Origin of the sequence: Ramlibacter sp. PS3R-8 (assembly GCF_037572435.1) — a bacterium.
Classification (GTDB): Bacteria; Pseudomonadota; Gammaproteobacteria; order Burkholderiales; family Burkholderiaceae_C; genus Ramlibacter.
Window position 1 is genome coordinate 185,734 of sequence record NZ_JBBHGT010000006.1, and the last position, 12,454, is coordinate 198,187.

The 12,454-nt window shown below is 68.8% G+C and carries 13 protein-coding genes; 5 read left to right on the forward strand and 8 right to left on the reverse strand.

Annotated elements, in window-relative coordinates:
• The first annotated feature begins 21 nt into the window (after positions 1–21).
• Together WG902_RS19250 and WG902_RS19255 are read left to right on the forward strand one after the other, a co-directional pair.
• On the forward strand, positions 22–843 hold the full coding sequence (locus tag WG902_RS19250; RefSeq protein ID WP_340061818.1) for a metallophosphoesterase: 822 nt from the start codon (positions 22–24) through the stop codon (positions 841–843).
• Positions 844–975: 132 nt separating this feature from the next.
• Positions 976–1,119, forward strand: coding sequence for a hypothetical protein (locus WG902_RS19255; RefSeq protein ID WP_340061819.1), 144 nt, complete (start codon positions 976–978; stop codon positions 1,117–1,119).
• An 88-nt stretch (positions 1,120–1,207) separates the two neighbouring features.
• Here the strand turns inward: WG902_RS19255 and WG902_RS19260 are convergent, their stop codons facing one another.
• From WG902_RS19260 to WG902_RS19295, 8 genes are read right to left on the reverse strand one after another with little or no spacing between them, the layout of a single operon-like run.
• On the reverse strand, positions 1,208–3,532 hold the full coding sequence (locus WG902_RS19260) for a xanthine dehydrogenase family protein molybdopterin-binding subunit (RefSeq protein ID WP_340061820.1): 2,325 nt from the start codon (positions 3,530–3,532) through the stop codon (positions 1,208–1,210).
• Between the two features lie 31 nt (positions 3,533–3,563).
• On the reverse strand, positions 3,564–4,424 hold the full coding sequence (locus WG902_RS19265; RefSeq protein WP_340061821.1) for a M14 family murein peptide amidase A: 861 nt from the start codon (positions 4,422–4,424) through the stop codon (positions 3,564–3,566).
• Positions 4,417–5,562, reverse strand: coding sequence for a dTDP-4-amino-4,6-dideoxygalactose transaminase (rffA, locus tag WG902_RS19270; protein WP_340061822.1), 1,146 nt, complete (start codon positions 5,560–5,562; stop codon positions 4,417–4,419). The genes WG902_RS19265 and rffA overlap by 8 nt, the downstream gene beginning before the upstream one ends.
• 4 nt (positions 5,563–5,566) lie before the next feature.
• On the reverse strand, positions 5,567–6,304 hold the full coding sequence (locus tag WG902_RS19275; RefSeq protein ID WP_340061823.1) for a GNAT family N-acetyltransferase: 738 nt from the start codon (positions 6,302–6,304) through the stop codon (positions 5,567–5,569).
• Complete coding sequence (locus WG902_RS19280; protein WP_340061824.1) at positions 6,301–7,347, reverse strand: TDP-N-acetylfucosamine:lipid II N-acetylfucosaminyltransferase; 1,047 nt, start codon at positions 7,345–7,347, stop codon at positions 6,301–6,303. Before WG902_RS19280 ends, WG902_RS19275 begins: the two co-directional genes overlap by 4 nt.
• Before the next feature lie 10 nt (positions 7,348–7,357).
• Complete coding sequence (locus WG902_RS19285) at positions 7,358–8,614, reverse strand: acyl-CoA dehydrogenase family protein (RefSeq protein ID WP_340061825.1); 1,257 nt, start codon at positions 8,612–8,614, stop codon at positions 7,358–7,360.
• A gap of 20 nt (positions 8,615–8,634) precedes the next feature.
• The gene (locus tag WG902_RS19290) at positions 8,635–9,420 is read right to left on the reverse strand and encodes an alpha/beta fold hydrolase (RefSeq protein ID WP_340061826.1); all 786 of its coding nucleotides are present in this window, start codon (positions 9,418–9,420) and stop codon (positions 8,635–8,637) included.
• On the reverse strand, positions 9,420–10,457 hold the full coding sequence (locus WG902_RS19295; protein WP_340061935.1) for a peptidase M29: 1,038 nt from the start codon (positions 10,455–10,457) through the stop codon (positions 9,420–9,422). Before WG902_RS19295 ends, WG902_RS19290 begins: the two co-directional genes overlap by 1 nt.
• Before the next feature lie 61 nt (positions 10,458–10,518).
• Between WG902_RS19295 and WG902_RS19300 the strand changes: the two genes are divergently transcribed.
• Genes WG902_RS19300 through WG902_RS19310 form a run of 3 tightly spaced genes read left to right on the forward strand, consistent with a single transcriptional unit; the run spans position 10,519 to position 12,449 of the window.
• On the forward strand, positions 10,519–11,028 hold the full coding sequence (locus WG902_RS19300; RefSeq protein WP_340061827.1) for a flavin reductase family protein: 510 nt from the start codon (positions 10,519–10,521) through the stop codon (positions 11,026–11,028).
• Between the two features lie 55 nt (positions 11,029–11,083).
• Positions 11,084–11,521 (forward strand): MarR family winged helix-turn-helix transcriptional regulator, encoded by a 438-nt coding sequence (locus tag WG902_RS19305; protein WP_340061828.1) that lies wholly within the window; start codon positions 11,084–11,086, stop codon positions 11,519–11,521.
• A 28-nt stretch (positions 11,522–11,549) separates the two neighbouring features.
• Positions 11,550–12,449 carry a DMT family transporter gene (locus WG902_RS19310; protein WP_340061829.1) on the forward strand — a complete coding sequence of 300 codons (900 nt, stop codon included), beginning with the start codon at positions 11,550–11,552 and terminating at the stop codon, positions 12,447–12,449.
• The last annotated feature ends 5 nt before the right edge of the window (positions 12,450–12,454 follow it).

The following is a 12,454-nucleotide window of genomic DNA, read 5'->3' on the forward strand; positions in this document are numbered from 1 at the left end:
TGGCCCTTTACCATCGGCCGGGTGAAGATCCAGCTCATGTCCGACCTCCACCTGGAGGGCAACCCGCATTTCGTCCCGCGGCCGGCACCCGGCGCCGAGCTGCTCGTGCTCGCCGGCGACATCGGCTCGTACCAGGCCGGCTCCCAGCTTCAGGACAGCGACTTCGGACTCGGCCGCTTCTCGCCCGCGCACGGCTGGCCGACACCCGTGCTCTACGTGCCCGGCAACCACGAATACGACGGGCTGGACTTCGACGAGACGCATGCACGGCTGCGGGACACCTGCGAGCGCCTGGGCATCACCTGGCTGGAGCGCGAGGTGCTGGTGATCGACGGCATCCGCTTTGTCGGAACGACGCTGTGGACGGACTTCGATGCATTGGCGCGCCAACCGGGCATGCCAACGCCCACGCCGGGCGAGGCGCTCAAGCTGCGGCAGAAAGCCTTTCGGGCCGCCAACTTCTATTTGCACAAGGCTGCGGGCATGCGACGCGGCGAACCGCTGCTGGCTGAACAGTGGCGCGAGTTGGGGCTGGACTGCGAGCAGTGGCTGCGCGACGCGCTCGCCCAGCCCTTCGACGGCACCACGGTGGTGGTGACGCACTTCGCGCCCAGCCTGCGCAGCGCCGACCCGCGCTACGGCGCGACCCCGGCGACGGCCGGTTTCTGCAATTCACTGCAGGACCTGATGGCGCAGGCGCAGTTCTGGCTGCATGGCCACCTGCATTGCCAGCACGATTACGTGGAGAGCGGCTGCCGCGTGGTGGCCAACACGCTCGGCTACGCGCGCAAGGGCGAGCAGGAAGGATTTCGGGAAGCTTTCGTTCTCACGGTGCGCGCATAGAGACGATAGTTCTCACTCGAAATTTCAAGTCGCACGTAATTGGGAACAACTGGGACAGGGGCTTTACAACAGCGGTACGTCAGCGCCGACGAAGGCGCGCACACTTCATGGCAACGGAAACCGAGGGAGGCCATGATGAAACCGCTGTGGGCGCCGACCTTGTTGTGGATCGCCGCCGTGGTCGCGGCCGTCCTGCTGGCGCTCGCCACACCGGACACGGTGGAACTCGACGCCGGCCACATGACGTTCCCGGCGAACGCGGTGGTGCCGCGCTGACGACGCCGGGGTGCGCTGCGCGCAACCCGGCCTGCCGCCGCTCGAACGCAGGCCGGATCGCGGCGCCAGCCGCACTCCGGCGTCCCGTTCAACCGTTCAGGATCCCCCACACCTTCGGCGCCGTCAGCGGCATCTGCAGGCCGCGCGTCGCATCTTTCCTGCCCGCCCGCGCGAGCGCATCGGCCACCGCGTTCACCACGCTCGGCGTCGCGCCGATGGTGCCCAGCTCGCCCACGCCCTTGACGCCCAGCGGATTGTTCTTGCTCGGCACCGTCTGGTTCATCTCGGTGCGGAACTCGCACTGCAAGAGGTCGAAGCGCGGCGCTGCATAGTCCATCAGGCTGCCCGTCAGCGGTTGGCCGCTTTCGCGGTCGTACACCATGTGCTCGCACAGCGCCTGGCCGATGCCCTGCAACGCACCGCCATCGAGCTGGCCGCGCACGATCATCGGGTTCACCACCCGGCCGATGTCGTTGACGCTGGCGTACGCCACCACCTGCACCTCGCCGGTGGCCGGATCGATCTCCACCTCGGCAACGTGGCAGGCGTTCGGCCAGCTCGGCCCCGCCACCGCGCTGGTGTGGTCGATGAAGATGCGGCGCTCCGGCTGGCGGCCGGCCAGCTCGAAGAGATCGATGCCGACGTCGGTGCCCTTGACGCTGAAGCGTCCGCGTGCGTACTGCAGGTCGTGCGGCGACGCTTCCAATGCCTGGCCGGCGAGCTGGCGCGCCTGGTCCAGCGTCTTTTCCGCCCCCAGGTGCAGGGACGAGCCGCCGGTGAACAGCGAGCGCGAACCGGCGCTGCCGAAGCCGTCGCCGCGGTCGGTGTCGCCCAGCACCACGCGCACTTTGTCCAGCGGCACGCCGAACACGTCCACCACCAGCTGCGCCAGCGTGGTGGCGATGCCCTGCCCCATCTGGTTGACCGCAGAGAAGACTTCGATGACGCCGTCGGCCTTCACCTCCACCGTCACGCGTTCTTCCAGCACGTTGCCGCCGGTCCATTCCAGGAAGGTGGCGATGCCCAGCCCGCGCAGCTTGCCGCGCGCCTTGCTGGCGGCGGCGCGCGCCTCGAAGCCGCTCCAGTCGGCGTGCGCCAGGCCCTCGTCCATGATCTTCTCGAACTCGCCGACGTCGTAGGTCTGCCCCATCGGGTTCTTGTACGGCATCTGCTCCGGGCGGATGAAGTTGCGGCGGCGCAGTTCGATGCGGTCGATGCCGGTCTGCCGCGCCGCCTCGTCCATCAGGCGCTCGATGATGTAGATCGCCTCCGGCCGCCCGGCGCCGCGGTATGCGCTGGTGGGAGACGTGTTGGTGAGCACTGCCTGGAAGTGGTAGTCGATCACCGGCACGTGGTACACGCTGGTCGATACCCACGGGCCGATCAGCAGCGGGATCAGCATGCCGGTGGCCAGCGCATGGCCGCCCACGCTGGCCAGCGTGCGCAGCCGCACCGCCAGGATCCTGCCTTGCGCATCCAGCGCCATCTCGGCCTGCGCCTGCTGGTCGCGGCCATGCGCGGCAGCCAGGAATTCCTCGCTGCGGTCGGCGATCCACTTCACCGGGCGCTTGAGCGTCCACGCCATCCAGGCGGTGGCCGCGTCCTCCGGATAGATGCCGGTCTTCATGCCGAAGCCGCCGCCGACGTCGCCCACCGTCACGCGCACCTGCTCGCGCGGGATGCCGAGCACGTCGTTGCAGATCGAGTTCTTCACGCCCGAAGGCATCTGGCTGCTGATGCGCAGCGTGAGGCGGCCGTCGTCGGCCACCCAGGCCAGCACCGAGCGCGGCTCGATCGACAGCGCCACCACGCGCTGGTTCACCACCTTCAGCTGGACGACGTGCGCGGCCTGGTCGAACGCCGCCGCGGCTTTCTGCGCGTCACCGTGGCGCAACTGCGCCGCGATATTGCCGGGCGCCTGCGCGTAGACCAGCGGCGCGCCCGGCGCGGTGGCGTCCTCGAGGTCGACGACGTGCGGCAGTTCCTCGTACTCTACCCACACGGCTTCGGCGGCGTCACGCGCCTGCTGCATCGTCTCGGCCACCACCAGCGCCACCGCTTCGCCGGCGAAGCGCACCTCGTCGACCGCCAGCACGTGGCGCTCCGCGGTTGCCGGTTTCGTACCGTCCGGCAGCATCGGCAAGGTGGGCAGCGGCTTCACTCCGGCAGCGACGAGCTGCGCCCCTGTCATCACCTCCACCACGCCAGGCATGGCGGCGGCGTTGGCGGTGTCGATCGAGGTGATGCGCGCATGCGGATAGGGCGAGCGCACGAAGACCATGCGCAACTGCCCGGCAGGCGCGAGGTCGTCGGTGTACTGGCCCAGGCCCTTGAGCAGGCCCTCGTCTTCGATGCGCTGCACGGAGCGGCCGCTGCCGAAGCGCTGCGTGATATCCAGGGTGTCGGTCGTCATGCGGCGAGTCTCGCCGATTTCCGCTTTCCCGTCAGCGCGCTGCCGCCGCGTCGCCCTGGATCTTGGCCGAGGTCCAGCGCAACAGGTCCAGCCACATCTGTCGCGTCTCCGCGTCCAGGGGCGTGCGCTGGGCGTTCGGCAATTCGATGGTGACCACGGGTACGCCCTTGTGCACGCCGCCGTAGTTGCCCAGCGAGCCGGGGAAGATGCCCACCTGGTCCAGGTACAGCCGGCCCAGCCGCGACGGCGGGACCGACGGACCGTCGAAGTCCAGCACGCCGTACGGCGCGTGGATGGAGACGATCAGGTGCGGCTTGAACTTCTGCATCTCGTCGTGCAGGAAGCGGGTCTCGGGCTCGGACAGCGGCTTCGGCCCCGGCCAGCGCCGTGGGTCCTTCCTGGTCCGCTGCTGCCAGTAGGTCTGCGCGTCGCGCTCCCAGTTGGGCGTCGGGAAATTGCGGTTCAGGTCGACGCCCTTCGAATTCACCCGCTTGGGCGGATGCGCCAGCAAGCCGTCCGGGTTGACCACCGGCGCGAAGCGCCAATGCACGGGCTGCGGCAGGTCGACCTTTTCATCGGAAGCGAGCCGGAGCCAGTGCAGGGCCACGGCGGCGGACGACAGCTCGTCCCCATGGATCGCTCCCACGACCAGCACGCGCAGCCTGGCGTCCGGCGGCTTCACGTCCCGCACGTACAGCGGCGTGCCCTGCACCGAGCGGGCGCCGCTATCGACCAGGCGGGCCTGCTCGCACAAGGATTTGCTCACGTTCGGCAGCTTGCCGACGAAGCGATCGCAGGGCCCGGGCATGGCGGCACCGAAAGCCCCCGGCGCAGCCATCGCCAGGGCGAGAGCGCCCAGGCGGATCGTCTTCAGCACCGTCCCCTCAACCATGCGACAAGCCGCGCACCGTCCGCACGATCCGCTCGATGACTTCGCCCTGGTGCTCCGCCAGGCCCACCCACAGGGGCAGCCGCACCAGCCGCTCCGACAGTTCGTTCGTGTTGCGCAGCGTGCCGACGGCGCGGCTGTGCTCGCGGCCGAACGGCGACGTGTGCAGGGGCACGTAGTGGAAGACGCTGTGGACGTCCAGCGCGGCCAGCCGTTCGATCAACGCCGTGCGCTGCGCCAGGCTGGGCAGCAATACGTAATACATGTGCGCGTTGTGCCGGCAATCCGCCGGGATGATCGGCCGGCGCAGCAGCCCCTCTGCCTCCAGCACAGCGAAGGCCTCGTGATAGGCATTCCACAAACTCATGCGGCGTGCGGTGATCGAATCGGCTTCTTCCATCTGCGCCCACAGGAAGGCTGCGATCAGCTCTCCCGGAAGATAGGACGAGCCCACGTCCTGCCAGGTGTACTTGTCGACCTGCCCGCGGAAGAATCGGCTGCGGTCGGTCCCCTTCTCGCGCAGGACCTCCGCCCGTTCGAGCAGGCGCTCGTCGTTGACCAGCAGCGCCCCGCCCTCGCCCGAGATGATGTTCTTGGTTTCATGGAACGAGAATGTTCCCAACTCGCCCAGCGCCCCGAGCGGCCGGCCCTTGTACGAGGCCATCAGGCCCTGGGCGGCGTCTTCCACCACGGCCAGCCTGCGGCGGCGCGCGATGTCCAGGATGGTGTCCATTTCGCAGGCGACGCCGGCGTAGTGCACCGGCACGATGGCGCGCGTCCGGGCGGTGATCGCCTGCTCGATCTGCGTCTCGTCGATGTTCAGGGTGTCCGGCCGGATGTCCACGAACACGGGCACCGCGCCGCGCAGCACGAACGCGTTGGCGGTGGAGACGAAGGTGTACGAGGGCATGATCACCTCGTCGCCGGGGCGGATGTCCAGCAACATCGCTGCCATCTCCAGGGCCGCCGTGCAGGAGTGGGTGAGCAGCGCGCGCCCCGGCGGCGACTTGGACTCCAGCCAGGCATGGCAGCGCTTGGTGTAGGGGCCGTCGCCGGCCAGCTTGCCGTGGAAGTGCGCCTCGGCGATGTAGAACAACTCCTTGCCCGTCATGTAGGGCCGGTTGAATGGAATCTTCGGCATGCTGCTATCCCCTCTGGCCCGCGGCTGGCGGGGTGGCGAGCCACAGGTGGTAGACGAACTGCACCTGGTGGACCCGGAAGCCGCAAGTTTCGTACAAACCGCAGGCGGCGACATTGTCCTGCTGCGTGACGACATCGGCGAACGCGACACCCCGCGCGGCAAACCATCCCTTCGCGGCCTCGACGAGTTGCCGGCCCAGGCCCCTTCCGCGGTACGCCTCATCCACCGCAACAAGTCCTATCTTGCCGCAGCCCCCTGACTGAGCCATGGTCACCAGGCCGCAGGGAGCGCCGCCCTCGGTGGCCACCAGCACTTCGTCGGCGATCTCGCGCGTGAGCGACTTGCGCAGCCACAGCAGGTAGAGCTCGACGAACTTGGGGTCCGGAAAACGGGGATCGACGTGGAACCGCGAGTACTTCCCGCTCTGGACGGCCAGGCGCTCCAGGTCGGCCTGCGGCATGCCCGCCTCGTACGGTCGCACTGCCGGCAGCGGATGCCGGGTCGGCAGCGCCCCGGCCTCGATGCGGTAAGTGACCTTGCGGTCGACGAGCAGCGCATGCAGTGCCCCGGCATCCTCGGCGGGCAGCGGGCTGTCCGTGAACAGGTAGGCCAGGTGGGTCCCCTCCTCCTGCAGCCGGGCGACGGCCGCGGCCAGCTCGCCCCGGGACGCGCCGTCGGCAACGATCCGGCTGACCGGGACGCCGAGGAACCCGCTGTCCCATGCCAGCGATTCGACGTTCATGCCGCCTCCTCGTCGGCGAACAGCACACCGAGCTGCGCCAGCAGGCGCTCGCGCGAGAAGTGGCGCTGCACCAGGGCGATGTTGCGCTCGCGTTCGGCTGGCGTCAGTTGCTGCAGCGAGAACTGCTCGGCGTCGAAGACCCGGATGCCGATCTCCTCGAGCAGCGGCCAGGTGGTCGTGCTGCGGCGCAGGTAGAGCGTCTTGCCCATGCCCAGCAGCGAGATGATGTTGCCCATGGCCTGCTGGCGCGTGTTGTTGAAGACGGCAATGTCGATCTTCGCCAGGAAGTCACGATAGCCGGCGGCGTCGAGGAAGTCGAGCAGCGGAAAGAAGCGGTCCCCCAGCAAGGCGCGGCCGTGGGCGGCCACGGCCTGGGCATGCGGCTTCGGCCCATAGGACAGCGGCGCATACACCTCGATGTCCTGGTCGCGAAACGGTGCGATGCGTTCCAGCGCCTCGACGTGCAGGTTGCGCGGGTAGGCCGAATTGCCCACCTGGATCGCGGTTGCCGACCCATCGGACGCGGGCAGGTCCGGCAGGGGCTGGTACACATTGCTCATGTACATCAGGCAGTCGACCATCGCCGCCCGCGAGCCGTACCACTGCTTGACCAGCTCGTAGTCGCCGGGAATGTAGGTGACGATGTGGCCGATCCGGCGGATCACGAAGCGGCGCACCCTCTCCTTGAACGCGCCCTTGCGGCTGCGGTGGGTGTCCAGGTACCGGTACAGGTCGTCGCCCCACACCATCCAGTGGCACTTGGGCAGCAGCCACGGCTGCAGCGCCAGGAGGTACAGGAACTTGGCGTCGTAGAGCCCGTGCAGGATGATCTTCTTCGCCTGGTACAGCGTTCCGAGCGCGCGCAGGCGGCCGCCGATGCCGGTGATCGACACCACGCCGTCCTGCGGCGCCGGCCGGAAGTTTTCGCCCTTGCCGGCGACCAGGAACAGGTGGCGGTCCAGCCCGAACTGCTCGCGCACCAGCTGGACGAAGGGCTGGATGAACTTCTCCTGCACGCACAGGTGCACGATGTCCCGGCTCATCGAACCCTTCTCATTCGTCTTTTTCCCCGGCCTCGTACAACGTTTCGCGCCCCATGCGGTCCAGCACCAGTTCCGCCGTCCACGGCAGCATCAGCGATCCGCAGCGGCTGTCGCGGTAGATGCGCTCGAGCGGCAGGTGCTTCATCATGCTCTGGCCGCCGCAGGTGCGGATGGCCAGTCGGGCGATGTCGTTCGCCCCTTCCATCACGGTGTACTGCGCAGCATACAGGCGCATCCGCTCGTCCTTCGACGGGTTCGGCCGGGCCTCGAGCACGGCACGCAGGAAAATCGCGCGCATCTGCTCGAGCTGGATGCGCATCTGCGCCACCGCGATCTGCTTGGTGGGATACATGCGGCGCTTCACCGGCGGCTCGCCGGGCACTTCGCCGCGCAGGTAGCGCACCGTGAAGTCGTACGCCGCGTTGGCCAGGCCCAGGTAGGTGGGCGCGAGCGTGAAGAACATCGCCGGCCAGGTCTGGGCGCCCTTGAAGTACACGCCGCGCGGCATGAGCTGCTCGTCGTCGCTGACGAACACGTCCTTGAACAGGAGGTTGCGGCTGACGGTGCCGCGCATGCCCAGCGGGTTCCAGTCGCCGCTGATGGAGAAGCCTTGGCTGGCCGCCGGCACCGCCAGGTACAGCGTGTCGCGCGCATCCGGCTTCTCGTCACCCTTGTCCTCGGTGCACAGCACGCCGTAGTAATCGGCTGCGCCCGACAGCGAAGCGAAGATCTTGCGGCCGTTCACCAGCCAGCCGCCTTCGACCTTGCGCGCGGTCGTTCCGAAAGGCGCCTTGCCGGCGGCGGCCGCGCTGCCTTCGGAAAAAGGCTGGGCGTAGATGGCGCCGTCCTGGGTGACGCGACGGAAGTGCAGCTTGCGCCGGGTCTCGTGCTCGGCGCGCTGCGTCTCGGTCATCGGGATGCCTTCGGCCAGCACCCCGGTCCACATCGTGGAGGAGACGTGCATGTTCCACGTGAGCGCCGTGGCGCCGCAAAAGCGGCCGATCTCGGCGCCGACCATCATGTAGCTGGCGTAGTCGGCGCCGAGGCCGCCCTCCGCTTCCGGCACGCAGATCCCCAGCAGACCGGCGGCGCGCAGGTCTTCGTAGTTGGCAAACGGGAAACTGGCCTCCTCGTCCCACTGCGCGGCACGCGCGGCGAACTTCTCGCGGCCCAGCCGATGGGCCACGGCCAGCAGCGCGCGCTGTTTCGGCGTGAAGGCGTGGTCGCCCACCGCGGGGGTGAAGTCCAGTCCAGTAGGCGCGTCCATGGCTTGTCCTCGTGCGGGCGTCAGTGCAGCAGTTCCTGCGGCAGGGACAGGAAGTTCAGCAGCATCCCGTCGAATTCGTCGGGCGCTTCCAGGTTCTGCAGGTGGCCGATGCCCTTCATCTGCAGGAAGGTGCTGCGCGGGATGGCATCCGCCATCTTCTTCATGACGGCGGCCGGGGCATTGCGGTCATGCTCGCCGGCGACCAGCAAGGTCGGCACGCTGATGTTGGGCAGGTTGGCGCGACGGTCGAAGGTGACGATGCACTCGAGCGCGCGACGGTAGGTGGCGGCCGGCACCATGCCCATGCAGTGCGTGGCCAGCCGCACGCCCTCCGGCAGCGAGCCGGGCCCCACCATCTGCGGCACCAGCGTCTGCGCCAGGTCGGCCATGCTCTTGCCGGCGTCCAGCGGCGCGGTGCGCTGCGAAATGAATTCGCGCTGCCAGTCGCCGTCCGGCTTGCCGAAGGCCGGCGACGTGCCGCACAGGACGAGGCGATTGACCAGGTCGGGCCGGCGCGCCACGACCTCCTGCGCCACCATGCCGCCCATGCTGTGGCCGACCAGCACCACGTCGGCGACTTTCAGGCTCTCGATCAGCAGCACGCAGCTTTGCGCGAGCCCCTTGAAGGTGTAGGGCTCGATCGGCGCGCTGTGGCCGTAGCCCGGCATGTCCCAGGCGACGGCGCGGTAGCCCGCCACTGCCAGCGACTCGACCTGCGGCGCGAACGACAGGTGGCCGCCGCCGATGCCGTGCAGCATCAGCACGGTGGGGCCGCCGCCCAGGGTGGTGAAGGTGGGAACCACCATTACGGGAGCAAGGCGCCGTTGTCGACCACCGTGTGGCCATCGAGCTGCACGGTGCAGTGCCGCAGCGGCAGGTCGAAGTGGCCGGCCGTGTGCCGGCCCGCGACCTCGTTCGCGCCGGTGGAATAGAGGAAGTTGCCGGCGAACGCGCGCAGCTCGGTTCCGTTGAAGTCGCGCTTGTCGTACAGCGCCATGCTGTCCCAGCGCGCGGCTGCGTTGAGGCCATAGCCGACGTGGCTGACCGCATACGCCTCGCGATCGCCCCAGGCGGCGATGTAGCTGCGCATCAGGTCGGCGTCGACGCCGCGGCCCTCGATGCGCGTGACGTAGTCGTCTTCGACGCGCAGCGTGACCGGCTGGTCGAGATAGCGCTTGAAGGTGAGGTTGACGTCGCCCTGCGCCAGCACCAGCGTGCCGTTGACGCTGTTGGCTGCGGGGAATGCGAGCGCCAGGCCGCCGGGCCAATGCGTCATCGTGCCGGGCCGGGTGGTGTAGCCCCAGTTGCCGCCGCACACGGCGCCCTGCAGCGAGATCACCAGGTCGGTGCCGGCCGGCGACGTGACGCGCATTTCGCGCGCCCCGCGCAGGCGCTTCACGTGCGCCTTGACCAGCGCTTCGATGCCGTCGTCCGGCAGCAGGCGCGCCAGCGCTTCCGGATGCTCGTTGCTGACGTACAGGACGCGCGCGCCGCCCTTGAGGATGGCGGGCAGTTCCGGCGCGTGCATCAGGCCTTCGACCGTGCAGTCCATCACCAGCGTGCTCGCCGCGAGCGCGCAGACGACCGGCTGGATCTGGCGCAGCACCGGCGAAGCCCCGGTGGAGCGCGCCACCGGCAGGCTGGAAGAGAAAGTGCTGGGCAGGACGATATCGAACACCTGCGTTCCCAGCCGCGCGGCGGCCAGGCGGGCAAGCTGGGGAATGACGGGGCGGCTCTGGCTTTCGCTCAGCACCGCGACGGTGTCGCCCTTTTGCAGGGCGCAGCGGGCCAGCACCGCTTCGAACGCGTCCAGCCACGCGGGCTCAATGGGTTCCTGCAGCATGCCGTTCACGCGCCTTTGTTGTGGACCATAATACATGAAAATTCATGCAATCCGGCACCCCATGACCCCGCCGCGCCAGGCCCGGCCGCCCAGCTTCTCGGCCCCCGAATTCCGGGCCGCCCTCGGCATGTTCGCCACCGGCGTGACCATCGTCACCGCGCGCGGGGCGGACGGCACGATCATCGGCCTGACCGCCAATTCCTTCAACTCGGTTTCGCTGGAGCCGCCGCTGGTGCTGTGGAGCCTGTCGCGCGCGGCGGCATCGATGGCGGTGTTCAGCGCCGGCTCGCACTACGCCATCAACGTACTGGCTGCGGACCAGAAGGAACTGGCGGAGCGCTTCGCCAGGCGCGGCGCCGACCGGTGGGCGGGCGTGACCTTCGACGCTGGCGCCGGCGGCGCGCCGCTGCTGCACGGGGCGGCCGCCACCTTCGAGTGCTTCAACCGCAGCCGTTACGAGGAAGGCGACCACGTCATCTTCGTCGGCGAGGTGGAGCGCTGCACCCGCCGCGAGGGGGCGTCGCCGCTGCTGTTCCACGGCGGCCGCTATTACACGGAGCATCCGCTATGAGCTGCCGGGCCGCCCCAAGGCGAATCCCGCAGCGCGTAGCGCGGAGGGTCGTCGAATGAGCGAGGCGCGTGGCCGCTTTGTCGACGAGTACCTGGGCTACCTGCTGGGGCAGGCGAACCACGCCTTGTACAGGGACTTCGACAGCCACGTGCGCGCGGCCGGCCTGAGCTCCGTGGAATGGCGGGTGCTCGCCACGCTGCACGACAGCGCGCCGCTGGGGATCAACCAGCTCGCCCACGACGTGCTGTCCAAGCAGCCCACCGTCACCAAGCTCGTGCAGCGCATGTGCGAGCAGGGGTGGCTGGCGCTGCAGGCGGACCCGGGCGACCAGCGCCGCACGCTGGTGACCGCCACGCCGGCCGGCAAGCGGCTGGTGCGTCCGCTGCTGGAAAAGGCACGGACGCACGAGGCGACGCTGTTGCAGGCCCTTCCGGCCACCGAGCGCACTGCCCTGAAGAAGCTGCTGGCCAAGCTGGCGCAGCGTCCGCGGTGACGGCACGCGGGGCCGCTACCATCGCCCGATGCGCGAACGTCAACAGCATCTCGACTCCCTCGCCGTCTCCCTGCTGCTCGCCTGCTGCCTGTTCTGGGGCTTCCAGCAGATCCTGATCAAGACGACGGTGGGCGAAGTGCCGCCGCTCTGGCAAGCCGCCATCCGCTTCGTCGCTGCGACCGCCCTGCTGTTCGCCTGGTGCGCCTGGCGCGGCGTGAAGCTGTTCGAGCGCGACGGCACCTTGGGCGCCGGCCTGCTCGCGGGTGCGCTGTTCGCGGGCGAGTTCACTTGCATCTACCTGGGATTGCGCGACACGGCGGCATCGCGCTTGACCGTCTTTCTCTACACCTCGCCGTTCGTCGTGGCGCTGCTGTTGCCGCGCATCGTGCCGTCGGAGAAGTTGCGTCCGGTGCAATGGGTGGGCTTGACCATCGCCTTTGCGGCGGTGGCGTTCGCTTTCAGCGAGGGCTTCACGGGGGCCAGCACGGCGCAGCAGCTGCGCGGCGATGCGCTGGCCTTGCTGGCCGGCTTGCTGTGGGGACTGACCACGCTGGTGATCCGCGGCTCGAAGATGTCGAATGCCAGTGCGGAGAAGACGCTGTTCTACCAGGTGGGCGTGACTGCCGTCGTGGCGCCTCTGCTCTCCCTGGGGCTGGGCGAGACCTGGTCGCTGCACTACTCCACGTATGCGTGGGTGTCGCTCGGGCTGCAGACCGTGATCGGCGCGTTCGCCAGCTACCTGGCCTGGATGTGGATGCTGCGGCACTACCCGGCAACGCAGCTGTCCTCCTTCACCTTCCTCGCGCCGCTGTTCGCGTTGGTGCTGGGGGTGGTGCTGCTGGACGAAAAGCTCACGACGCAGCTGCTGGTGGCCCTGGCCGCAGTGGCGGTGGGGATCGTATTGGTGAACCGGAAGAAGGCAGCTTGAAAGCT

Bases quoted from the DNA above. Each gene is read 5' to 3' on its own strand.
- WG902_RS19305 (WP_340061828.1), top strand. From the start codon at position 11,084: ATGAGCGAGGCGCGTGGCCGCTTTGTCGACGAGTACCTGGGCTACCTG.
- WG902_RS19265 (WP_340061821.1), bottom strand. From the start codon at position 4,424: ATGGTTGAGGGGACGGTGCTGAAGACGATCCGCCTGGGCGCTCTCGCC.
- WG902_RS19255 (WP_340061819.1), top strand. From the start codon at position 976: ATGATGAAACCGCTGTGGGCGCCGACCTTGTTGTGGATCGCCGCCGTG.
- WG902_RS19260 (WP_340061820.1), bottom strand. From the start codon at position 3,532: ATGACGACCGACACCCTGGATATCACGCAGCGCTTCGGCAGCGGCCGC.
- WG902_RS19310 (WP_340061829.1), top strand. From the start codon at position 11,550: ATGCGCGAACGTCAACAGCATCTCGACTCCCTCGCCGTCTCCCTGCTG.
- rffA (WP_340061822.1), bottom strand. From the start codon at position 5,562: ATGCCGAAGATTCCATTCAACCGGCCCTACATGACGGGCAAGGAGTTG.
- WG902_RS19295 (WP_340061935.1), bottom strand. From the start codon at position 10,457: ATGCTGCAGGAACCCATTGAGCCCGCGTGGCTGGACGCGTTCGAAGCG.
- WG902_RS19285 (WP_340061825.1), bottom strand. From the start codon at position 8,614: ATGGACGCGCCTACTGGACTGGACTTCACCCCCGCGGTGGGCGACCAC.
- WG902_RS19280 (WP_340061824.1), bottom strand. From the start codon at position 7,347: ATGAGCCGGGACATCGTGCACCTGTGCGTGCAGGAGAAGTTCATCCAG.
- WG902_RS19290 (WP_340061826.1), bottom strand. From the start codon at position 9,420: ATGGTGGTTCCCACCTTCACCACCCTGGGCGGCGGCCCCACCGTGCTG.
- WG902_RS19300 (WP_340061827.1), top strand. From the start codon at position 10,519: ATGACCCCGCCGCGCCAGGCCCGGCCGCCCAGCTTCTCGGCCCCCGAA.
- WG902_RS19275 (WP_340061823.1), bottom strand. From the start codon at position 6,304: ATGAACGTCGAATCGCTGGCATGGGACAGCGGGTTCCTCGGCGTCCCG.